A 24,229-nucleotide genomic window follows, 5' to 3' on the forward strand; every position below is an offset into this window, starting at 1 on the left:
CTAATAATTAAAAAAGTTCCCTCAACAATCAATCGTATGAACTAATAAAATATTTGACACAATTGAATTAAATCAAGCATAAACTAATAATGAAATATTATGCTTTCGTGATTCAAACCAAAATCAAATTCAACCATTAATTAAACCAAAAATTAATCCTCCATGAATACTCATTCCAGGTTCTCAAAAGGCAAATAAATTAAAAAATAAAATTAGATTATTAACATCATATTTGCCAAACAAACTGGCTTCCAATAAAGCAATTAGGTAATTACAAAAACTCCTCAATAAAAATCTTGGGTTGGAATATCACGTTTCCGAAAATTAACCTACGACAAAATAATGGTAATTGCAAAACCACAAAAAATAAAAAATCAATGTATATAAAATCAATTTCCATAAGTATCATGGAAAATTAATGTTGCTAAATTAACTGCATAGACTACTTCTTAATTCTATTTTGAATATTCTTCAAAACGGTCTTGTAAAATTTTTAGGGAAAAAATTCCCGCTTCATCTAACTTCAATTTTGAAACTGCCGTCTCAACCAATTCACTAACATTCCGACCATAAGTAACTGGGATCGTAATAATTGGGACTTTTGTATCTAAAATTTTAATATATTTATATTCAGTCCCTAACCGATCAATTGATTTATATTGTTCATCGTCTAAATGAATTAATTCAATCACTAAATCAATTTTGGTTTCATCTAATAACACTTGTAAACCATAAATTTTACTTAAATCTAAAATTCCCAAACCACGAACTTCAATTAAATTTTTTAACATTTCATGGGATTGACCATATAAACGATTATTTCTCTGCTGAATAATAATGCGATCATCACCAACAAATAAATGATTCTTTTTAATTAATTCCAATGTTATTTCTGATTTTCCAATCCCAGACTTTCCTCTTAATAAAATTCCTTTCCCAAAAACATTAATTAACGAAGCGTGCTCTTCTATTACTGGAGCAAAATATTCATCAAAAAATTCTAATACTAGTTGGTATAAACGACTTGTTGTAATATTACTAGCACGAACAACGGGACAACTGTGTTTTTCTGCAATTTCTAATAATATTTTATCCGTAAACTTTTCCGTTAAAATAATCATCGGGATGTTTTCATTTAAAATATATTCATACCGTTCTTTTTTTACTTTTTCACTTAAGGTGTTTACAAATAATTGTTCTTTATTTGATAATAAAATTACCCGACGATTAATATTATTTTTTTCAAAATCAAAACCTGCTAATTCTAACCCCGGCCGATTAAGACCATAAATTTTAACAGTCCGATTAATACCATCTTTCCCTGCTAAAACCTTATAACTAAATTTATCAACAATATCTTTTACAATAAACTTTGTCATTCACAGTCACCCCTTTGTAAATTAATACTATCACAAATTGTTATTCTGCTTCAATTTCAATAATAATATCGCGTAATTCTGCGGCACGTTCAAAATCAAGTTTCTTACTTGATTCATACATTTCTTTTCGTAAATCAGCTAACAATGCTGTTTTCGCTGTTTGATATTCTTTTGATTTTTTATTTTTAATCTTCTGTAACTTATCTTCTTGGCGTTTAATATTAGTATAATAACAAATACTTTTAATAATTGTTGTTGGCGTAATATGATATTTAAAATTATATTCTTCCTGAATTTGACGACGACGAGTTGTCTCTTGCATTGCTTTTTGCATTGCATCAGAAACAGTATCAGCATATAGAATAACATGCCCTTCCGCATTTCGCGCTGCCCGACCAATTGTTTGAACTAAACTACGTTCATTACGTAAAAAGCCTTGTTTATCCGCATCAAGAATACAAATTAATGAAACTTCTGGAATATCAATTCCTTCCCGAATTAAGTTAACACCCACAATACAATCATAAACACCTTTTCGTAAATCAAGTAAGATTTGGTTACGATCTAAGGTTTTTAATTCACTGTGTAAGTAGGCAACTTTAATATTTTGTTCTTGTAAATAACTTGTTAAATCTTCAGACATTCGAATTGTTAACGTTGTAATAAACACCCGTTCATTCTTTTTTCAACGGATTTTTACTTGTTCAATAATATCATCGATTTGACCTGTTGTTGGTTTTACTTCGACAGTTGGATCTAATAAACCAGTTGGTCGAATAATTTGTTCAACAACTTTGTGGTCAACCAATCGGACCTCATAATCACCTGGTGTTGCTGAAACATAAATAACATTTTTTAATTTCTGATTAAATTCATCAAAATTTAAAGGACGATTATCCAATGCACTTTTTAAACGAAAGCCATAATTTACTAATGTTTCTTTTCTACTTCGATCAGTATTATACATTGCCCGAATTTGGGGTAACGACATGTGGGACTCATCAATAATAGTTAAAAAATCATCACCAAAAAAATCAATCAAAGTATAAGGGGCTTCCTTTTCTGAACGTAAATCTAAATGACGCGAGTAATTTTCAATCCCTGAACATGTGCCATTTTCTCGCAGGGAATCTAAGTCATGTTCTATTCGTTGCTTTAATCTTTGAAACTCAACAATTTTTCCATCCGCTTTTAGTTCTTCTAACCGAACTTTAAACTCATCTTCAATTCGTTTAATTGCTTTGACTAACCGTTCTGGTGAAGTAATATAATCTTGCGCCGGAAAAATTGTTACCGTTGATAACCGTTGGGTAACATCACTTGTTATTCCATCAATGTAAGCTAAATCATCAATTTCATCACCAAACAAATCAATGCGAATAAAAGTTTTAATATTTCATCCTGGAACAATTTTAATAACATCCCCTTTTGCACTAAAACTACCAGGAATTAATTCAATATCATTACGAACATATCCTGATGATACTAAAAAATTAGCTAAATCCTTTTTACTAATTTTTTGATTACGATCAATTTGAAAAAAAGATTTTTTATATTCATTTGGGTCTTGCGTCCCGTATATCGCAGCAACCGATGCGACAACAATCACATCTTTACGTGTTGTTAACGCATTAAAAGCACTTAACCGCATCATATCTAATTCCATATTTTGGCGAGCATTTTTATCAATATATAAATCTTTCCCTGGTAAATAAGCTTCTGGTTGATAAAAGTCAAAGTTTGAAACAAAATACTCAACACGATTATTGGGAAACATTTCTTTTAATTCAACATATAATTGCATTGCTAATGTCTTATTATGGGCCATTACTAACGTTGTTTTTTGATAATTTTCAATAACATTAGCCATCGTAAACGTTTTTCCTGTTCCAGTTGCTCCAAATAAAACTTGATGCTTTTTATTTGCTAATAAATTGATAGTTAATTTTTCAATTGCTAATGGTTGGTCACCTGCTGGTAAATACTTTGATATTAATTTAAACATTGTACCATCATTCCTTTACGCTTTTGTTTCCTGTTCTTTAATTATATCAATCTTCAGACTAATTATTTTAAAAATAAAAAACAAAAATAGAATACTGTACCCAAAAAGTAAGTAAAATAAAAAAGATTTTGCTAAATTTTTATAGGGTGCATTTTTATATAGCAAGAAAATAACAAAATTATAACAAATATACATTAGAATTTAGAACAAAAATAATTAATGAAATTAAACAAAAAAGTTGTTGAATAGCAGCAAAACAATATAATCTAAATGCAAATACATTATAATCTTTATGAGAAAATAATAAAAAAACCACAAATGATCTAAAATATCTTTTACCAAAAGAGATTTTTAATATTATAAAACAAGGTATGAGTTACTAAAAAAGCTCCATGACTTTTACAATTAAACAAACTAATAATCGTCTCTTTTATTAAACAAAATTGTCATTAATATTCAATAAAATTATTACTAGAAATAACAAGGTTAAAACGTAGTTATTGAGATAAATATAAAAATTATGACAGTAACAAAAAAATAAAAAAGCAATAAATGATATTGTAAAAGTCTATGAAGAAAATTTAAAACAATTTGGATACCGAAGAATTACTAAATATTTAAATGAAGATTATGATATAAAATATAATTTAAAAAAATTTTTAAGGATTATGTGTAATAATCAAATACAACCTGAATATGTAAGAAAAATGAGAAGAAAAATGAAGTATGAACAGAATAAAGAAAAAAGTTTATTGCAATATCCTGATTTAATTAATTGTAAATTCAATGATATAAAAACAAGGTTTTCAATGCTATATGCTGATGTAGCATATTTAATTTAAAAAGGAGAAAGATATTATCAATCAATAATTATTGATTGATATACTAAAGAAATAGTTGATGTAAAGTGATCTAAATATAATGACAATAAATTAGTAATGGATAATTTAAATGATGCAATTAAAAAATAAAATTAATAAAAAAAAGATCTGAATGGCATAATAATTAACTCAGATCACGGATATCAATATAAATTCGCTATTTATCACGATAAATGTTTATCTAACGGTATTATAATTTCAATAAGGAAAAAATATCACTATTCAGATAATATTGTTATAGAAATTTTTAATTCATTACTTAAAAAAGCTACAATAAATAAGAAAATATATAATTCACATTAAGAATATATACAAGATGTTATTAAATGAAATATGGATAGCTTACAATAATTTAAACAATATTTATGTGGATTTTCAAATAAAATATAATAATTTTAAAAATAAAATTATATTAAATACTTATTTTTTGTGTTATAATAAAATTTAATAAATTATTGCATTTGATTTATAATTTACATTATTAAAAATTATTAATCCTTGAAAAACAAACACTTTTAAATTTAAACAATAATTTTGAAAAATAAACAGAAATTACAAATTAAACATCCAAAAATGTTATTTATCAACGATAAATAACATTTTTATTTTCTTGTTTAAAACAAAGTATGTTATAATTTTGATACTTGTATTCAATAAAATTAATGGTATACAATACACATTTATAGATTAATTTGCCCAGTGCTATTTATTTTAATAAAATAGTGGTAAATGTTAGAAATAAGTAGATGTTTAACGAAAAGGAGAATTAAATAAAAAAATGGCAAAAGAATTAACAAGAGAAATGTTATGAGAAGCTGGTGCTCAATTTGGACATCAAACAAAAAGATGAAATCCCAAAATGAAACCATATATTTATGGAGAAAAAAATAAGATTCATATTATTGATTTACAACAAACATTATGAAGATTAGAAGATATTAAAAAATTAATGGTAAATATTGCTGCTCGTAAAGGAAAAATTTTATTTGTTGTAACAAAAAAACAAGCAAAATGAATTGTTAAAGATGCAGCAGAACGTTCTAAATGTTTTTATGTTAATCAACGTTGGTTAGGGGGAACCCTAACCAACTTAAAAACAATTCATTTACGTGTTAAACGTTTATGAAATATTGAACGTCAAGAAAAAAATAGTGAATTAAAATTATTACCAAAAAAAGAGCAAATGTTAATTAAAAAAGAAAAAGAAAAATTAGAAAAATTATTGGGTGGAATTAAAGGAATGAAAGAATTACCACAAGCATTGTTTGTGGTTGATCCAAAAAAGGAACATATTGCTGTTCGTGAAGCCCGTAAATTACGAATCCCAGTTATTGCGATTTGTAATACAAATGCGGACCCCGATCCAATTGACTATATCATTCCCGCAAATGATGATAATTCTCGTTCAATTGCACTTATTACCCATCATATTGCTGACTTATATGGTGATGCTATGGAAATTAAAATGCCAGAACCGCAATTTAAAACAAACGAATTTACACGTAGTGATATTATCGAAGAAAATCGTCATGCCCCCCGTGCCCGTGATGGTCAATATGATAATCGCAGAATGGGTGAAAAATATGAACACGGAAAATACCAACAATATAGTTATACACATCGCCAAGGTTATCCATCTAAAAAAGAAACTATTGTCACAGAAGCTTCAGGCCCAAAAGTGGCTCAAGTTGCCCCAATAACAACACCAAGTTTTAATTTAGAAACAATTAATGTTGTGGATAATGATTTAGAAAAGACTTTAGCAAAATTAAAAGTTGATGAGTTAGAAGCCTTTGGTAAAATTTTTGCTTTACCAAAGGCCAAAAAAGGAGAAATGATTAGTGAATTAAGTAAACATTTAGCAATTATTGATAATAAGATTGTAAAAAAATAACCGACAAAGCAAATTAATTAACTGGTTAGTTTAAATATACGAACCCTTAAATTTGAAAGGAGAATCAATATGACAATTACTACACAATTAGTAAAAGAATTGAGAGATAGAACAGGAGCAGGAATGCTAGATTGTAAAAAAGCATTAGAAACTACTGAAGGTAATATCAAAGAAGCTATTACATGGTTACGTGAAAAAGGAATTACCAAAGCAGCTAAAAAATATGATCGGATTGCTGCCGAGGGATTAGTTGGTTTAATAATCAAAGGAGATAAAACAGTTATTTTTGAAGTTAATTCAGAAACTGATTTTATTACCAAAAATAAACAATTTTTAGATTTAATGGCTACCGTAGGGGAAGCACTAATTACTCATGAACCAAAAACGGTTGAAGAAGCATCAAAAATAATTGTTAATGGCGAACCATTAGAAACAATTATTGTGCATACTATTGCCACAATTGGTGAAAAGATTACGCTTCGCCGATTTAAAACATTGTATTTAAACGCCAATCAATCAATGGGCGTTTATTTACATTCAAATAATCGCATTGCAACGGTGTTAATTTTTAATGGTAAAATTGATGAAACAATTGGTAAACAATTGGCAATGCATGTTTCAGCAATGAGACCACAATTTATTTCTCGCGATGATATTTCTGCGGATTTTTTAAATAGTGAAAAAGCAATTTTAACCAATAAGGCAAAAAATGATCCCAAAAACGCGGGGAAACCAGATAATATTTTAGCAAAAATGGTAGAAGGACGTTTAAACAAACAATTAACTGAAATATCGTTTTTAGACCAAATTTTTGTTGTTAATCCTGATCAAAAAATTGGGGATGTTATCAAAAAAAATAATACTACTGTTGTTGAAATGATCCGATATGAAGTTGGCGAAGGGATTGAAAAAGCAAAAATTGATTTTGCTTCTGAAGTAATGGCCCAGGTTCACAAGTAATAATGATAATGATGGAAAGGAAACGTAATAATGGATGATACTAAAAGAGGGACAATAATTGCCCTTTCAATGGCAACCTTTTTATTTGCTGCTGTTGGTTTATCAATTATTGGTTATTTAATTAGCTTTACAAAACGAGAATTTAAAGTCCGTTTTATTAATAAAAAGATTTTAATTATTTTATTTTCTATTTTAGGGGGTAATTTACCAGTTGTTATTATTGGTTTTGTTTTACAATTTTGAATTAAGGTATCATCAGATGTACTGTTAATTATCATGATTGTGCTTGCTTTTGTTTTAACTGTTGGAGTTGGAATTTATATTTTCTTATTCTTACAATTAATTGCAATTGGAATTGATGAAAAAGAAATTACCTTTTTAGGAGAAAGAATTTTAATTCGTAAAATTACTCGTGTTGAACGCAATGATAAAACAAATCAATTAGTAATTTACTATACCGAAGGAAGCCGTAGTAAGAAAAAAACTCGTTTTTCATTAGCAAATCAAGCAGGGCAATTTATGATTAATAATGTTAATTTATTAAATCAAGAAATCATGATGTTTGTTTCAAATCAACCGGATCTAACATTAGAAACCGTTGACCAAACATCACCAAAAGCAGTTGAAAAAACTGCACCAGAAAAAAAAGATTAAGAAATTTCGTTTGGAAAATCTTTTTTTTTTTTTTGAAAAATATTTATTGTTTTTTGGAAAAAAATATTGTACACTTGTTATTATAAGAGAGAAAAAAATTTCAAAATATAAATTATATAAAAGTAGGATTATAAGCAAATAATTATTAATATTATTTTTCTCTTATATATTTATTTAATATAATTTTTAATTACATTTGCTTTATCAAAACACTACTTATCAGAAAGGAAATATAAGAAATGAAGAAACTTTTAGCATTATTAGGGACTTTGGGGGTATCAGCAGTTGTGACAACACCTTTAGTAGCATGTAATAATAAAACAACTGACAGTAATAATAACTTATCAAGAGTTAAAACACTTGTAGCACCTGCATATATAGCAGCATCAAACGAAGAGAAAGTTACAGTTGAAGAAGTTAAATCAGCATTAAAGGATAATGTTTTAAAAGCTGTTCAAGGTGTTGTTAAAACTGCAACAAGTACTGATTTTTATTTTGATGTTTACAAAGATAACAAAGGTACAAAATATGAACCAGTTAACTTAAAAACCACAGAACAGCCTGTTTTTATTCAAATTACTTCAGATAAATATAAAACAGTTGTAATTGGTAAATCAGGATACATTAAAGTAACTTTACCAAAAACTGGTACAGTAACAGTAACAAAAACAGATATTAAAGATGTAACGGTCGATGATCAAGAAGTAAAAATTAAAGTTAAAAAACATGACAATGTTACAAAAACAGAATTAGAAGCAATTAATACTGATAATAAACTTTCAAAAGCAGTTTTAAATGCATTGCAAAAAAAAGTTGCCGGTGTAACTGATGACGAATATACAATTACTAATGATGGTGTTGAAGGCAACGATGTAGCAACAAAAAACATTTATGTAACTGTTAGAGCAAAAGAAAATTCAACAAAAATTGTTGGTAAATTTACCTTTAAAGTAAAAGTAACAACTGAATCTGAGTAATAAAAAAATAGTTAAAGATTATTATTTCTTATTTGTGAAAGATTTAATTTAAAAAATAAAAAAACACTAATTAGTGTTTTTTTATTTTTTAAATTAAATCTTTACAATCTTATAATATCAACTAAAATTAATATAAACAAGTTGAAACAAAGCGAAATGGAAGGAGAAAAAGCATGCTTAAAAAAATTGGAATTTTAACATCTGGCGGTGATTCACAAGGAATGAATGCAGCGATTGCTGGCGTTATTAAAACAGCGCACGCTAAAGGATTAGAGACATATATTATTCGTGATGGTTATTTAGGTTTGATTAATAATTGAATGGAAGTTGTTGATAATAACTTCGCGGATAGTATTATGCGTTTAGGCGGGACAGTGATTGGGAGCGCGCGTTTACCTGAATTTAAAGAACCAAAGGTTCGTGAAAAAGCAGTTGCTAATTTGAAAAAGCAAGGAATTGAATTATTAATTGTTATTGGTGGGAATGGTAGTTATCAAGGAGCTCAACGGTTAACTGAAATGGGAATTAATTGTGTTGCTTTACCAGGAACAATTGATAATGATATTACTTCATCAGATTATACAATTGGTTTTGATACGACCATTAACATTGTTTTAGAAGCCATCGATCGTTTACGTGATACAATGCAGTCACATAACCGTTGTGCAATTGTCGAAGTTATGGGTCATGCTTGTGGTGATATTGCTTTATATGCGGGGATTGCTGGGGGGGCAGATATTATTTCAATTAATGAAGCTGCTTTATCGGAAGCAGAAATTGCGGATCGCGCGGCAGCTTTACATAAAACTCAAAAACGAAGTGTAATTATTATTGTTAGCGAAATGATTTATCATGATGTCGACAAATTAGCAAAATTAGTCGAAAGTAAAAGTGGTTATGTAACACGTGCGTCAGTCTTAGGGCACACCCAACGCGGTGGCAGCCCAACAGCGATGGAACGTTATCGTGCTTTTCAAATGGCCCAATTTGCTGTTGAACAAATTATTGCTGGGAATGGTGGTTTAGCAATTGGTAACCGAGGTGATAAAATTGTGGCGTGACCAATTATTGAAGCGTTAAGTATTCCAAGGACATCGCGAAAAGAAATTTGAGCTAAATTTGATGAATTAAATCAGAATATTTATCAAAAATAATAATTTTGCGATAAAATAAGGAGGTAAGATATTTTTAAAAGGAGATTGTCAAAAAAATGAATAACTTTAATATTAATGATAAAATGAAGAGAACGAAAATTATTACAACTATTGGGCCAAGTACGCATTCAGTAAAGGCTATTGAAGAGTTGTTTAAAGCGGGAATGACAACAATTCGATTAAATTTTTCACACGGAAATCACGCCGAGCAAGGAGTGCGAATTGTATGAGCACGCGAAGTTAGTGCTAAAATTGGAAAACCAATTTCAGTTTTATTAGATACTAAGGGACCAGAAATTCGTGTTGGTAAAATGAAAGATGGGAAACAAAAAATTATCGCCGGGACAACAGTTACAATTTATTCATTACCAGCAGAATATAAAAATCGCGAAGGAACAGGAACGGAAATGACTGTTTCATATGATATATCACAAGATTTAAAAGCGGGCGATGTTGTGCTAGTTGATGATGGTAAGTTACAATTAAATGTTACGGTAATTAAACCTGGCATTATTGAAACAAAAGCTTTTAACCGTCACATTGTTAAAACAAATAAACGTATTAATTTACCAGGAGTTGATTTTACATTACCATTTTTATCGAAAAAAGATATTGAGGATATTAAATTTGGAGTTGAACAAAGGATTGATTATATTGCTGCATCATTTGTTAACACCGCGGATAATATTAAACAAATTCGCAAATTATTAAAAGAATGTAAAGCGGAACATGTCCAAATTATTGCTAAAATTGAATCACAAATTGGAATTAATAATATTGATGAAATTATTGCCGCATCAGATGGAATTATGGTTGCGCGTGGTGATTTAGGATTAGAAATCCCATATTATGATGTACCATATTGAGAAAAAATTATTATTCGTAAATGTCGTGAAGCAGGGAAAATTGTTATTATCGCAACGCAAATGTTAGAAACAATGACTGAAAATCCATCACCAACAAGAGCAGAAGTAATTGATGTTTACTTTGCAACAGAATTAGGTTCTGATGCAACAATGTTATCAGGAGAATCAGCAAATGGAGATTATCCGTTTATTACAACGCAAACGATGGCGATGATTAATAAACGAGCTGAACATGAATTTTATTCAAAATTATACTACGAAAAACAATTAGAAGATGCTATTAATTCAACAATAGGACCCCGTGCTGATATTGCCAAAAAATTAGCAAATAAATGTAAAGATGGGAAATATGAATATGCCGTGGTTGTTTCAAACACCGGGGAATTATTAAAAATAATTTCAAAATTCCGACCAAATGTAGTTATTTTAGGAGTTAGTCCGTTGCTAGAATTATATACAGCATTTGGATCATGACATTCAATTTTTATGAATAAAGTTGAAAATTATGAGGAATTTAAAATTGACGAAAAAGCAATTTGTAAAATTGCTAAAAAATGAAAAGCAAAAATTGGTTCAACAATCTTATTTGCTCGTAACGAAGAAATTAAAGAAATTACAATTAAATAATTAAACTAGTTATCTAAAGTTTGATCTCTTCTTTTTTCGCAGCAAGTTAAGAATTATGGAATCTTAATAAAAGAGCGATTAAATTACTAGTAACAACTAATTTTACGTTTAAGTATTTTTTCGTTATTAAGCGTGATAAAAGATAAATTAGGTTAAAACCTAATTTAATTAGGGTGGTACCACGTAGAACTCGCTCCTATTATTATTTTGATAATATTGGGAACGAGTTTTTACTTTTAAGAAAGGGAAATCACAAATGATTAAAATTACATTATCTGATTGTCAAGTTCGCGAATTTAAAACTGCACAAACAATTAAAGCGATTGCAACTAGCATTGCCCCAAGCTTAGGAAAAGCTGCCCTTGGTGGTGTTTTTGCCGGACAAGTGCAAGGGTTAAATTATTTAGTCACAACAGACGGGACATTAGAAATTATTACTAACAAATCACCATTAGCCTTATCAATCATTAATTATACAACAGCTTTAGTCGCGGCGAAAGCAATTACTAATTTATATCCATCCGCTAAAATTGCTAAAATTACGGTGCAAGATGATACCTTTTTTGTGGATTTTGATGTTAATCCACATTTGAAAGAAACCGACCTTGCCATTGTCGAACAAGAAATTATAAAATTAATTAATAGTAATATTGCTATTACGCCTGTTTTAGGGTCCTTAGCGATAGTAGTAAAAAAATGATATAAGGATAATAGCTCCAAACAAGCGGGATATTGCCTTGACAATACCTTATATTTGCCAAATAATTATCCAGTTGCCCCTTTAAAACAAATTAAAGTCTTAAAATTGTGAAGTTTAGCTGGCGCATACTGACAAAACGATGCTAAAAATAAAATGTTGCAACGATTAACTGGTAGTTCTCATTTTTCACAAGAATTATTTGAACAAGTATTATTAGCTTATGAAGAACGCAAAGACCGTGATCATCGTAAAATTGGTAAAGATTTAGAAATCTTTACCTTTAATAAACTTGTTGGGCTAGGGTTACCAATTTGATTACCAAACGGAATGGCATTAAAAAAAGTCTTGCAAGAATATATTCGCAATAAAGAATGAGAATATGATTTTATTGAAGTTGATACGCCTGTAATTGGAACTAGTGAAATGTATAAAATTTCAGGGCATTGAAATCATTATCAAGAAAATATGTTTGCCCCAATGGCCCAAGATAATGAAATTAGTGTTTTACGCCCGATGGCTTGTCCACATCATATTGCTGTTTACAATTATAAACAACGAAGTTATCGTGAATTACCTTTGCGGATTTCTGAGCATGCAATTTTACATCGTTATGAAACATCGGGTAGTTTAACTGGTTTAGAGCGAGTACGAATGATGCAATTAACTGATTCACATATCTTTTTACGCTATGATCAGTTAAAAGAAGAATTTAAACGTTGTTTTAAGTTAATTAATGAAGTTTTAACTGATTTAAAAATTACGGTGGATTACTATTCATTATCAATTCGTGATCCGGCAAATAAAGAAAAATATGATGATGCTGATGATGAAATGTGAAATCATGCTGAACAAATATTAAAAGAAGTGTTAGATGATTTAAAAATTAAATATGTATCAATGATTGGGGAAGCTGCTTTCTATGGTCCAAAGTTGGATATTCAAATTAAAACAGTATTAAACCATGAAATTACGGTATCAACATTACAATTTGATTTTATCTTACCAAAAAAATTTAATTTAAGTTATATTGATGCAACAGGGGTCAGAACAAGACCGGTGATGCTTCACCGTGGATTAATTGGAACTTATGAACGGTTTATTGCTATTTTATTAGAGCAAACAAAAGGTGTTTTACCGTTTTGATTAGCCCCAAAACAAATTGTTTTAATGCCAGTTAATAATGAACGTCATTTAGCTTATGTTAATGAATTACAACAACAATTTAAGAAGTTAAAACTACGAACAATGATTGATGACCGTGATGAGCGTTTAAGTTATAAAATTCGCGAATCACAAATTGCCAAAATACCATATCAAATTGTCATTGGTGATCAAGAAAATGATAAAAAAATGATTACTTACCGAGTTTATGGTCAAGAAGAACAAATTACAACTAGTTTTGATCAATTTATTATTTTAATTAATGATCAAATTGTGAATAAAACATAAAAAAATATTTTTTACAAAAAAATGGAATGTAATTTTTTGTATTGTAAACTGTAAATACAAGTGCAATAAATCTATTAACTTAATAATAACATAAAATATTATATAATTTAAATAAGTTTTAATTAAAAAGGCGTCCTGTACGATGAACCGGCAAAAAACAATTCTTGTGAGATTGTTTTTTTTATTTTTATGCCTAATTGTAAAGTTAAGTGCAACTAAATTATTTTTCTAACCAAATATTCGATTGGTGAAAGATAATTTAGTTGCACTTAACTTTACAATTAGGCAAATAAAAAGAAATTTTTATTACAAACTATTAAATTAATTGAAAATAATGAAGCGGCTGTTAAAAACCAAGCATTATAATATAATATTGGTTGTCATATGGAAGGAGATACTTCACATTATATTAAGACCATTAAGAGGCGTTGGTAAAAATATACTGTAAAAAAACATTTAAAAAATAATTATATTATTAAATGTTAAGACTTAATGATAGAATTGATGAAAAAAGTTAATAAAACTAATGAAGAAAAAATTGAATTTAATATTTTTAATTTAAATCAATTTCAAAATTTAAATCATTTTCAAAACCAGTATTTATTTCTTTAATCAAATACTTTAAAAAATTAATTAATGTAATTTTTAAAAGTATTTTTAGTTTGTCAAAATTCATAATTTTAGAAAATATTTTTTAACTAAAAATTATATTTATAAAAAATTCAACTTTTTTATAAATTTTGTTATCATTTAATATATAAGCGAAATTTAATTTGTTTCTAATTACTTAATTTTATACAAAATCTAAAAATAGTGAATACTACCGTAATTTTTGAGTCGTAATTTGACTTGGTTATGCTTGTGGTTCTAAATTTGATAATTCTTGCGGATGAAATTTTGCACGCGGTATTTTGAAATTGGATTTATCTTTGCTTTAGGAAGATATCATTGGTATTTTTCTTTAGATCAACGTCTGCTTGATCAGTATTTATTTCAAAATTATTAAACTTAATTTCTAAATTTTGGTATGTTCCTTGCGGTGTTGTAATAATTTCTTGTCAATTTGGAATAATTTCCTTATTTTTATGTTGAAAATGTGATAATATCACTTCAACATATAATTTAATTGTAATTGCTGAGCAATATTTTTATTGTCTGATAATTCTTATAAATTTATTGTTTCAGTTAATTTTTTATCTTTTTTCATTATTTTGATATATTTGTTTTCTAATTTATCAAAGTCTTTTAATAATTTTTTAAATTCATTATCAATATTATATAAATTAATTAAAAATTATGTTTTTTCATATTTTTTATTCCTTTTATTTTTTAATAAAATAAAGTTATTTACTAATTAAAAAATAGTCATACACTAAATAAATAGTATCCTATTTTGCTAAGAAACAATATTTTTTCTGTTTTTATAGTTTTTCTCAAAATAAAGCGATATTATTAAAGCAACTGTTTGAAATAAATCCTATATTTAGTAAAACATACTTTAATTATAAAAATATAAAGGATAGTAATTATTTTTAATTTATAGTAAACTTACACACAGGAGGAAGATATTAGAGAAAGATATTATGATTGAAATGACAGTAAGAAAAACAAGTTAACAAGGGAATAATCATTATTATTTTACACAAACTTTATCATTTAATAATATAATTGGAGGAAAAAGAAATTAAGAATCGTTAAACCATAATATTACCCAATTATTGCTAATACAATCGCTTCTTACGAGTACAACATGTTTTTACTGAAAAGATATTAATGAATGTATTAAAATTAAAGATGAATCAGAAAAGAAAGAAATTAATATAAAAGATTTTGTTTTAAAATATTAAGAATTAATATTAGTCGAAGAGAAAATATTAGAGAAGCTTGTTAAGCTTAGTCATATATTAACGAATATTGAAGATTTTTTTAAATAATATAAAGAGAAATATAACGAAAAGTTAACAATTTAATTAGGAAAATATATTAAAATTATTAATATGAATTATTGCTTTATTATATTTTCTAGTTATAATTAATAATGTTAATTTAGTTTAGTGGTGATTTTTATGATTGAGAAAATTAATATAGATAAAATTGCAGATTTGGTTCATGCGGCAGTTATTACAGTACCTGGGGTAGCTGGGTTCGCAAAAATTGATGATAATGAAAATAATGAAGAAAATGTGATAATGTTACTTAAAGATTACTCACAGTCAATTAAATTTAGACAAGATAATCGTAATTTTTATATCGATATCTTTATAATTTTGCTTGAAGGAGTAAATATTAAGGATATTGCGCAAGAAATACAAATTAGGATTAAATATGAGTTAGAAAAATTAGATATTTACTCAAATGACATTATGATTTATGTTAATGTAAATATTCAAGATTTATTAATTTAGGAAAATTTATTAAAAACAATATATTTATAATTGATGCAAGATTTACAATTATATCACTTATGATAGTTAAAAAAAGGAAAGTAATTGATGAAAAATGTAAGGTTGATAAAAATGGAATTTAATGCAAAATCTTTTAAAAATTCACTGGTCAGCGGTTATAATAATTTATATAATTTTTATCCAGAAATTGATAAATTAAATGTTTTTCCAGTTCCTGATGGTGATACAGGAACAAATATGAATTTAACAATGACTAATGCTGTCAAGGAAATCAATGAAATAAATTCGGAATCAATTAGTAAAATTGCTGATGTTTTTGCGCGCGGCTTAATTATGGGTGCGCGTGGTAATTCGGGGGTTATTTTATCGCAGATTTTTCGTGGTTTTGCGAATGGTTTAAAAAAATTTGATGAATTAAATTTTGATTCGGTTAAAGCGGGAATTTTCCAAGCGAATGAAGTTGCATATAAAGCGGTAATGAAACCGGTTGAAGGAACAATTTTAACAGTAATTCGTGAAACAGCAGAGCATGTTTCAACATTAGATCAGGAAATTTCTGTGCCAAAATTATTTCAAAAAATTGTTGATTTTGCAACAGAGTCATTAAATCATACACCAGAGTTATTACCCATTTTAAAAGAAGTTGGGGTTGTTGATTCCGGTGGTTTTGGTTTAGTAAAAATTTTCGAAGGAATTACAGAATATTGAAAAACAGGAAAAATTGTGCCACAACAAAAAAAACAAGTCGAAAATGTTGGTGAAAATGTTGTGGTAGATTTGCAAAATGAAGAATTCGGTTATTGTACTGAAGCAATTGTGACGATCGATAGTAAGTATATTAATAAAATTAATGTTACGCAAGTTCGTCAAACATTAGAGGACCAAGGTGGAAAATCAATTGTCGCCGTTGTTGATAATGAAATTTTAAAAGTTCATGTTCACACTTTACTGCCCGGTCATATTTTAACTTTTTTACAACAACACGGTGAATTTAAAAATATTAAAATTGAAAATATGAATTTACAAGCCGAAAAACATGTTAAAACAATTAAAATTGATCGACAATTAAAAAATCCGGATGCTATTATCGCTGTTGCACCATCAAATGTGATTGCTAATTTCTTTAAAACCGACTTAAATATTCAATTTACGATTAATGGTGGTGCAACAATGAATCCATCAACAGATGATTATTTAAGTGCTATTGAAATAGTTGATGCAATTAATGTCTTTATTTTACCAAATAATAGCAATGCGATTTTAGCTGCGCAACAAGCCGCAAAATTTGAACGTAAATCAAATGTCTATGTCATACCAACAACATCCGTTCAAGAAGGAATGGTAGCGGCTTTGTCATTTGAATCAGGAGAAGCTCCTAAAAAGATTTGTTCAACATTAAAATCAAGTCTTAAAAATGTGACAAGTTTATCGATTACGATTTCTTCTAAAACAACTTCAATTGATGGGGTTAATATTAATAAAGGGGAATACATGGGGATTATGAACAAAAAAATTATTTGTTCATACCCAACCTTAACAAAAACAATGAAATATTTGTTTGACCGCGCAATTACTAAATCAACCGAAATTGTTACAATTTTTACTGGTGAAGAAGCTGAAACACGGGATATTAATGCAATTCGAAAATATTTAGATGAAAGTTTCGATGTTGAATATGAATTTATTGATGGTGACCAAACGTTATATCCATTTTTAATTTCTGTTGAATAAAAAATAAAATGAATTTAAGTTTGTTATTTATTTGTTTTGAAATGAATTATGAATATGATAATATATTAGAGGTTTATATTTTATGGCACTATAGCCAAGGTGGCTAAGGCATGGGACTGCAACTCCCTGATCGTCGGTTCGAATCCGACTAGTGCCTCCATTTAAATTTATTTAACATTTAAATATATTTTTACTTTCATGTGCCCATAGATCAATTGGATAGATCATTTGACTACGGATCAAAAGGTTGAGGGTTCGAATCCTTCTGGGCGCGCCATTTATTTAAATGTTATTTTTTTCGGAAAGTAGCTTAGCTTGGTAGAGCACTCGGTTTGGGACCGAGGGGTCGCAGGTTCGAATCCTGTCTTTCCGACCATTTTTTATACTATTTATTTTTGGCCCGTAGCTCAAGTTGGGAGCGCACCACAACACCACCTGCCTTGCACGGCACAAAAAAAGAGGGGTGGTCGTCAAACGGTTTCGATCCTGTTTTTGGGGTATTTTCCCACACCATTAACATTTTTTTAAATCTTACACATTAATAAAGCAATTAAACATAATGATATGGCGGGATAGCTCAGTTGGTTAGAAGCACTCGGTTCATACCCGGGAGGTCAAGAGTTCAAGTCTCTTTCTCGCTACCACGGACCCTTAGCTCAGTTGGTTAGAGCATCCGGCTCATAACCGGACGGTAACTGGTTCAAATCCAGTAGGGTCCACCATTTATTATTTAATTGTTTTTAGCACATTTTTGGAAGATTACCCAAGCTTGGTTTAAGGGATCGGTCTTGAAAACCGACAGGCGGTGAAAGCCGCGCGAGGGTTCGAATCCCTCATCTTCCGCCATTTTACAAAAAAACTTGCAATTAAATATTAAGTTATGATAGTATTAAAATTGTGGGGTGGAGCAGCGGTAGCTCGTTGGGCTCATAACCCAAAGGTCGCAGGTTCAAGTCCTGCCCCCGCAACCAAATGGTCTTGTAGTGAAGTGGTAATCATGCCTCTCTGTCACAGAGGAGATCGCGGGTTCAAGTCCCGTCAAGACCGCCAATTGTGGTTCAGTAGCTCAGTTGGTAGAGCATTTGATTGAAGCTCAAAGTGTCGGCAGTTCAATTCTGTCCTGAACCACCATTGAATTTAGTTAAAAATATGTAGTTTACCACACATTTTTGAGATTACAAGAAAAAATATTAAAATATATAATTTAAAATATAAAAACATAATTAAAAATTATAAATATATAAATAAAAATTCTAAAATTGACACACTAAAAAATAGTTTAAATAAATCTTTTAAAATTATAAAAATAATAGTAATCATTTATTTTATTTTGTAAGCCAACTGCATCCAATATTTTTTCATCAAATACAAATAACTTATTATAATTTTGATGAAATTTTTCATTTTTACCGTTTGACTACGGAGAATGAACGATTGTTGTTTGATATAAAATATTTTTATCTGTTAAAAATTGAGTAAAAGTAGTTTCTTTAAAAATACTTTTTTGATTATTCCGATGACTATTAATAAATTCAGAAACATTATCAGTTTTAATTCGTGTTATTTTAATACCAAATATTTTTTTAAAATCCCTAATTGATCTTTTAACATCATCAATAGATAGCATTTTCGGTGCTTAATTTATCATAAATATAACAAATATGTTCCTTTTATTATTTTATTGATAAAATAATAAACATAATATTTTTTATCAACCAGAAATTTACTTGGCATAAAATATTTATCATCCATTTGTAATAATTCTAATTCTTTAACTTAATATTTTGGGCGTTGTCTTTTAATTTATTTGATTTTATTTTTTATTTTTAATCAACGTTCATCTTTTTTAAGCCAACAAAAAATGTTTTTAAATCTTTAGGTGCTATTACATTAGTGGGAACAAGCATAACAACTCTAATTGTTTGTAATAAACCAGATAATAGCTAAAACAGAGAGAATAATAAAACAGAACCGTTAAATTAACAAGAACTATCATAAAATAGTAATTGAAAGTTAATTCAATTAGACAAATTGAATCGTAATAAAGATAATAAATGATATATTGTAATTGTAAAAAAACAAAATGATAATTTTTTTATTATAAAATTTAATTTTTCAAATAAATCAATTTGAGATAATAGTGGGGTTCCTTATCATATTGTTAATGGGATATGATATCTTTTTAAAATCATATTATTGTTGAAATGTAGTAAATATGAACCTGAAACGCCAAAAATAGATAAAATTACAGGTAAAATTACAGATTGAAAAGAAATAAAAAGGAACTTTGTAAGACTGCACCCCAAAAAAATAAGTAAAATAAAAAATTTAGCAAAATTTTTATAGGTGCATTTTTATATGGCAAGAAAAGGACAAAAATTTAAAACATATACTGCGGAATTTCAAAAAAATACAGTAAAAGAAATTGAACAAATATCATTTATTTATGTTGCATAAAAATATAAAGTAAATATAAAAACACTTGATTAATGATAAAGAAATTTTTAAAAAGGAATTTTAAATACACAAAAGGGTCAAAAAAACCATTTAGAAAAAATATTTAAACTATTATAAAACAAGGTATTAATTATTAAAAAACTCCATGACTTTTACAATTAAACAAACTAATAATCGTCTCTTTTATTAAACAAAATTGTCATTAATATTCAATAAAATTATTACTAGAAATAACAAGGTTAAAAAGTAGTTATTAAGATAAATATAAAAATTATAACATTAGCAAAAAAAGCAATAAATGATATTGTAAAAGTCTATGAAGAAAATTTAAAACAATTTTAATATCGAATAAGTACTAAATATTTTAAGAAAGATTATGATATAAAATATAATTCAAAAAAATTTTTTAAGGATTATGTGTAATAATCAAACACAACCTGAATATGTAAGAAAAATGAGAAGAAAAATGAAGTATAAACATAATAAATAAATAAAAAATTTTATTGCAATATCCTAATTTAATTAATTGTAAATTCAATGATATAAAAACAAGGTTTTTAGTATTATATACTGATGTAACATATTTAATTTGAAAAAGAGAAAAATATTATCAATCAACAATTATTGATGAATATACTAAAGAAATAGTTGATGTAAAGTGATCTAAATATAATGACAATAAATTAGTAATGGATAATTTAAATGATGCAATTAATAAAATAAAATTGATAAAAAAGATCTGAATGACATAATAATTCACCTCAGATCACGGATATCAATACAAATTCGCTATTTATCACGATAAATGTTTATCTAACGTAACGGTATTATAATTTCAATAAGGGAAAATTACCACTATGCAGATAATATTGTTATAAAAAGTTTTCATTCATTACTTAAGAAAGCTACAATAAATAAGAAAATATATAATTCACACGAAGAATATATAAAAGATGTTATAAAATGAAATACAGGGTATTTAAATCGTAAATAAAAAGGATATTATTAAAATAATAAATACTTTTTATTATTTTTTACTAAAATGGGTGCATTTTTTAGTATCAAATATTACCTTTTTATTTTATTAAATTACTTTAGCATGACATTGGGCAATTGATAGCTGTCCTTTTGCTCAAAAAAATAATAACAAAGACGGTTTCAACAATTGCTGTCATTAAAATTCATTGTAATAAAGAACATAGTCCATATATAAATTTTTCCTTCTCGGTCTTTTGGACAATCTGTTCCAAAAATTAATGTCCCAACAAGATTAACATTGAAAATTAATAAGATTACATTTAATCAACAAAAAAGCATATTCAAAGGGTATAATAAGCATTCTTTTGGCCATAACATAGCCTTTTATTTCAAAGAAAGAGTATAAAATGTGTAATTATAAAGTATAATGTATAATTATACAATGTTTATTGAAATATTATTTACTAAAATGAAAATTTTCTTTATGCAACCTTCTTTATTTTAATTTATAATATAATTATTGTACTAATTTTTGTGGATAATATAGCAATGAACGTAAAAAATTTACAAGAAAATAATAAAAAACTTGTTAAACAGCATTATAATTATTGAATAAAATTTAAAGATTAGTTATTTAAATATTTATTAGAAATAATTAAAATTGGCAAAATAAAAATGTTTTATTACAATAATTTCCACGTAGGGGGAGATGTTGATGATTTAAATATTTATGATCTTTTCTTTTAATTTAGTTTTGATAAAATTATTGTTAAAATGGAAACAATTGGTCATTTTATTGTTGAATTATGTAATGAATATAATGAAATGAATGATATTACCAATTCATATATTAAAGTTTTTACAAAATAATGTTGCTTGTTTTTGTTGTAAAAAATTACTTTATCAAGATGATTAACATTTATTTCTGAACAATAGTTATTATTGTTCAGAAATAGTGTTTGCGAAAATATTTTAATAAAACAATTAAATAAGTAGGTAAGTGATAAGTACAAAAATGTTAGATAATAATAGGTTAATAAATAAAATTACTTAATTAGTTGTAAAAATTCAGACATTAACTAATATTTCATATATTGATTGTGATAATTGTAATTATGAAAATCAATCATAAAATTTGCTTTTTGTTAATTCATTATATGAAATTTTAGTTGTTTTAATTAAAACAACCTGTGGTCACGATGTTAAAAAATGAGTTACTTTTTTCGCATTATTAATGATTATGATTATAATTTTGAATTATTATGCGAAACAATTACCGAATGTTGAGTTAAAAATGGAACACAATCTTGTAGATGTCATTTAGATGAATAAAAAGCATTTGTTTATTATCAATGTGATAAACTTAAACCAAAAATTATGCGCATTGATAATATTAATGTTTGTTCATTAAAATGTTTAAAAGATTATTAAAATGATCAAGTAAAGTAAATATTATGATTAATAAAAAGCTAACTAATTTCCGTTATTTAAAGGTTAATAAGTTCTTTATTACTTAATTAATTTTTTAATTATACCTTTAATTACTAAATTATCCGAGATAAAATTATAGATGGTAATTAATATTAATTGTAAAATTGATTTAGTTTTATGCCGTAATATTATAACGGAGCAAATTTTAAAATTAAAGCAACCAAGATTAAAAGAACCCTTAACGGAGTTAGAAATTAATGTTATTGTAACAGCTTTTAAGCATTTGGTTTGTAAAGTTAAAAAAGATTCGGTTGTAATTAAACACCAAAAATTTGATTATGAAATTTTTCGTAGCAAAGCAGATGATAAGTATTGATCATATGCCATTGCTTTTACTGAACATTTTAATCCATTAAAATAATTTATAAACATCATTAAATTAGGAATGCTTTTATTGGTTATGGCTATGATACATTATAAGCAACAATCAACCAAACTTTTAAAATGATGGAACAATGACCAACTGACCAAACCAATTTCCACGATTATTTATTTATTTGAAATGAAAAAATAACGAATATTTTTAACTTGAAAAGAAAAATAATGACCTTTTGAAAAATATCAAAAGTTTCAATGATAATATGAAAAAATAATGTTAAAATTATAGCGAAACAAGTTTGGTTTAAGGATGATTAAGATTACAATAAAGAAATTAGTAACAAAAAACTAGTTTAGCAGTTTTGTTGGGTAAAATGTGAGACACACCAAAACGCCCTCGGGTAATAGCTGTGGTAATGTGGGAAACAATGGAAACAAAACAAAAATGGGATTATCCCAAAACGAAAAAATATTTAGTTGATTTTATGTATGTTAATTAAAAAAGAAAGAACACGATACTATGAATTATCGCGAAATTAATTCGACCCAAAATGAACATATTAAATTATTAGCAAAATTAAAAGAAAAAAAATATCGGAAAGAGTTTAATTTAGCATTAATTGAAGGTTGAAACATTATTAATGAAGCATTACAATGTGGTCTTTTGATTGAAATTTTAACAACAAAAACAAATCACCTAAAATTAAAAAATCTTAATGATGTTTTATTAACAATATCTTCCGAGCCAATTTTAACTAAATTAAGTCAAAATAAAAACAATCAAAATATTGTTGGCGTAATTGATTTACAGAAACTTATTCAACAAAATAATTTTGACTTTAGTCAAAATATTCTTTTATTGGAAAACATTCAAGATCCTGGCAATTTAGGAACATTGATCCGAACTGGCCTTGGTTTTTGTTTTACTAATATTATTTTATATAATCATTCTGTTGACCTTTTTAATAACAAAGTATTACGGGCTAGTCAAGGCGCTATTTTTAAAACAGCTATTAAAGAAGTTGGTTTAAAAGAAATTAAAACATTACAATTAAAACATTATAAAATAATTACAACGGGGTTAAAACAAGAAAGAATTTTGTTGCAAGATTGTCGGTTTAATACAAATGAACGCCACATATTAGCCTTAGGAAATGAAGGGAGTGGTCTTTCAACTACTTTGCAAGCAATTAGTGATTATAATGTCCAAATTAAAATTAATCCTCAGCTTGAATCATTAAATGTTGCACAAGCAGGAACAATTTTAATGTATGAAATTAATCGCCAGATGGGGGAGAAATAA

General features: G+C 27.1%; 21 protein-coding genes, 9 tRNA genes and 1 pseudogene. 26 read left to right on the top strand and 5 right to left on the bottom strand.

Annotated features, from left to right (window positions below):
- The 3 genes from ACE38S_RS03895 to uvrB form a co-directional block, all read right to left on the bottom strand.
- Positions 1-243 (bottom strand): prolipoprotein diacylglyceryl transferase family protein, encoded by a 243-nt coding sequence (locus tag ACE38S_RS03895; RefSeq protein ID WP_374696486.1) that lies wholly within the window; start codon positions 241-243, stop codon positions 1-3.
- A 212-nt stretch (positions 244-455) separates the two neighbouring features.
- Positions 456-1,379, bottom strand: a complete 924-nt coding sequence (hprK, locus tag ACE38S_RS03900) for an HPr(Ser) kinase/phosphatase (protein WP_374696487.1) — start codon at positions 1,377-1,379, stop codon at positions 456-458.
- 40 nt (positions 1,380-1,419) lie between these two features.
- Complete coding sequence (gene uvrB, locus ACE38S_RS03905; RefSeq protein WP_374696488.1) at positions 1,420-3,384, bottom strand: excinuclease ABC subunit UvrB; 1,965 nt, start codon at positions 3,382-3,384, stop codon at positions 1,420-1,422.
- Between the two features lie 548 nt (positions 3,385-3,932).
- On the opposite strand from uvrB, the pseudogene ACE38S_RS03910 reads away from it, so the two are divergent.
- From ACE38S_RS03910 to thrS, 9 genes and pseudogenes are all read left to right on the top strand, one after another.
- A pseudogene (locus tag ACE38S_RS03910) lies at positions 3,933-4,079 on the top strand (transposase); the annotation flags it as partial.
- Between the two features lie 24 nt (positions 4,080-4,103).
- On the top strand, positions 4,104-4,226 hold the full coding sequence (locus ACE38S_RS03915) for a hypothetical protein (RefSeq protein ID WP_374696489.1): 123 nt from the start codon (positions 4,104-4,106) through the stop codon (positions 4,224-4,226).
- A gap of 817 nt (positions 4,227-5,043) precedes the next feature.
- Positions 5,044-6,159, top strand: coding sequence for a 30S ribosomal protein S2 (rpsB, locus tag ACE38S_RS03920; protein ID WP_374696490.1), 1,116 nt, complete (start codon positions 5,044-5,046; stop codon positions 6,157-6,159).
- A gap of 69 nt (positions 6,160-6,228) precedes the next feature.
- Positions 6,229-7,119: a translation elongation factor Ts gene (gene tsf, locus ACE38S_RS03925; RefSeq protein WP_374696491.1), complete on the top strand. Its 891-nt coding sequence runs from the start codon at positions 6,229-6,231 to the stop codon at positions 7,117-7,119.
- Positions 7,120-7,149: 30 nt separating this feature from the next.
- Positions 7,150-7,773 (top strand): hypothetical protein, encoded by a 624-nt coding sequence (locus ACE38S_RS03930; protein WP_374696492.1) that lies wholly within the window; start codon positions 7,150-7,152, stop codon positions 7,771-7,773.
- A 239-nt stretch (positions 7,774-8,012) separates the two neighbouring features.
- Positions 8,013-8,750, top strand: coding sequence for a spiralin lipoprotein (locus ACE38S_RS03935; RefSeq protein ID WP_374696493.1), 738 nt, complete (start codon positions 8,013-8,015; stop codon positions 8,748-8,750).
- Positions 8,751-8,923: 173 nt separating this feature from the next.
- Positions 8,924-9,904, top strand: coding sequence for a 6-phosphofructokinase (gene pfkA / locus ACE38S_RS03940; RefSeq protein WP_374696494.1), 981 nt, complete (start codon positions 8,924-8,926; stop codon positions 9,902-9,904).
- Between the two features lie 56 nt (positions 9,905-9,960).
- Positions 9,961-11,397 carry a pyruvate kinase gene (gene pyk, locus ACE38S_RS03945; RefSeq protein WP_374696495.1) on the top strand — a complete coding sequence of 479 codons (1,437 nt, stop codon included), beginning with the start codon at positions 9,961-9,963 and terminating at the stop codon, positions 11,395-11,397.
- Between the two features lie 256 nt (positions 11,398-11,653).
- Positions 11,654-13,546, top strand: a complete 1,893-nt coding sequence (thrS, locus tag ACE38S_RS03950; protein ID WP_374696496.1) for a threonine--tRNA ligase — start codon at positions 11,654-11,656, stop codon at positions 13,544-13,546.
- 923 nt (positions 13,547-14,469) lie between these two features.
- Here thrS and ACE38S_RS03955 read toward each other — a convergent pair.
- On the bottom strand, positions 14,470-14,655 hold the full coding sequence (locus ACE38S_RS03955) for a hypothetical protein (RefSeq protein WP_374696497.1): 186 nt from the start codon (positions 14,653-14,655) through the stop codon (positions 14,470-14,472).
- A gap of 957 nt (positions 14,656-15,612) precedes the next feature.
- Here ACE38S_RS03955 and ACE38S_RS03960 point away from each other — a divergent pair.
- From ACE38S_RS03960 to ACE38S_RS04010, 11 genes are all read left to right on the top strand, one after another.
- Positions 15,613-15,951 (top strand): Asp23/Gls24 family envelope stress response protein, encoded by a 339-nt coding sequence (locus ACE38S_RS03960; RefSeq protein WP_374696498.1) that lies wholly within the window; start codon positions 15,613-15,615, stop codon positions 15,949-15,951.
- A 111-nt stretch (positions 15,952-16,062) separates the two neighbouring features.
- The gene (locus ACE38S_RS03965) at positions 16,063-17,682 is read left to right on the top strand and encodes a DAK2 domain-containing protein (RefSeq protein ID WP_374697131.1); all 1,620 of its coding nucleotides are present in this window, start codon (positions 16,063-16,065) and stop codon (positions 17,680-17,682) included.
- Positions 17,683-17,766: 84 nt separating this feature from the next.
- Positions 17,767-17,842: transfer RNA gene (locus tag ACE38S_RS03970), tRNA-Cys, on the top strand.
- Between the two features lie 40 nt (positions 17,843-17,882).
- Positions 17,883-17,959: transfer RNA gene (locus tag ACE38S_RS03975), tRNA-Arg, on the top strand.
- 22 nt (positions 17,960-17,981) lie between these two features.
- Positions 17,982-18,058 (top strand) — tRNA-Pro (locus ACE38S_RS03980).
- Between the two features lie 190 nt (positions 18,059-18,248).
- A tRNA-Met gene (locus tag ACE38S_RS03985) sits at positions 18,249-18,326 on the top strand.
- A 1-nt stretch (position 18,327) separates the two neighbouring features.
- Positions 18,328-18,404, top strand: a tRNA-Ile gene (locus tag ACE38S_RS03990).
- Between the two features lie 31 nt (positions 18,405-18,435).
- A tRNA-Ser gene (locus ACE38S_RS03995) sits at positions 18,436-18,528 on the top strand.
- 50 nt (positions 18,529-18,578) lie between these two features.
- Positions 18,579-18,653 (top strand) — tRNA-Met (locus tag ACE38S_RS04000).
- Between the two features lie 3 nt (positions 18,654-18,656).
- Positions 18,657-18,732, top strand: a tRNA-Asp gene (locus ACE38S_RS04005).
- A gap of 5 nt (positions 18,733-18,737) precedes the next feature.
- A tRNA-Phe gene (locus tag ACE38S_RS04010) sits at positions 18,738-18,813 on the top strand.
- A gap of 286 nt (positions 18,814-19,099) precedes the next feature.
- Here the strand turns inward: ACE38S_RS04010 and ACE38S_RS04015 are convergent.
- The gene (locus ACE38S_RS04015) at positions 19,100-19,309 is read right to left on the bottom strand and encodes a hypothetical protein (RefSeq protein WP_374696499.1); all 210 of its coding nucleotides are present in this window, start codon (positions 19,307-19,309) and stop codon (positions 19,100-19,102) included.
- A gap of 404 nt (positions 19,310-19,713) precedes the next feature.
- On the opposite strand from ACE38S_RS04015, the gene ACE38S_RS04020 reads away from it, so the two are divergent.
- The 6 genes from ACE38S_RS04020 to ACE38S_RS04045 all read left to right on the top strand — a co-directional run bounded on the left by ACE38S_RS04020 (position 19,714) and on the right by ACE38S_RS04045 (position 24,229).
- Positions 19,714-20,028 carry a hypothetical protein gene (locus ACE38S_RS04020; RefSeq protein WP_374696500.1) on the top strand — a complete coding sequence of 105 codons (315 nt, stop codon included), beginning with the start codon at positions 19,714-19,716 and terminating at the stop codon, positions 20,026-20,028.
- Positions 20,029-20,642: 614 nt separating this feature from the next.
- A complete protein-coding gene (locus tag ACE38S_RS04025) occupies positions 20,643-20,891 on the top strand; it encodes a hypothetical protein (protein ID WP_374696501.1) in 249 nt (82 codons plus the stop codon).
- 1,435 nt (positions 20,892-22,326) lie between these two features.
- On the top strand, positions 22,327-22,449 hold the full coding sequence (locus ACE38S_RS04030; protein ID WP_374696502.1) for a hypothetical protein: 123 nt from the start codon (positions 22,327-22,329) through the stop codon (positions 22,447-22,449).
- Positions 22,450-22,687: 238 nt separating this feature from the next.
- Complete coding sequence (locus ACE38S_RS04035; protein WP_374696503.1) at positions 22,688-22,969, top strand: hypothetical protein; 282 nt, start codon at positions 22,688-22,690, stop codon at positions 22,967-22,969.
- Positions 22,970-23,291: 322 nt separating this feature from the next.
- Entirely contained in the window at positions 23,292-23,426 is a 135-nt protein-coding gene (locus tag ACE38S_RS04040) for a hypothetical protein (protein WP_374696504.1), read from the top strand.
- Positions 23,427-23,446: 20 nt separating this feature from the next.
- On the top strand, positions 23,447-24,229 hold the full coding sequence (locus ACE38S_RS04045) for a TrmH family RNA methyltransferase (RefSeq protein WP_374696505.1): 783 nt from the start codon (positions 23,447-23,449) through the stop codon (positions 24,227-24,229).

The organism is Spiroplasma endosymbiont of Polydrusus formosus (genome assembly GCF_964263245.1).
GTDB lineage: Bacteria > Bacillota_I > Bacilli_A > Mycoplasmatales > Mycoplasmataceae > Spiroplasma.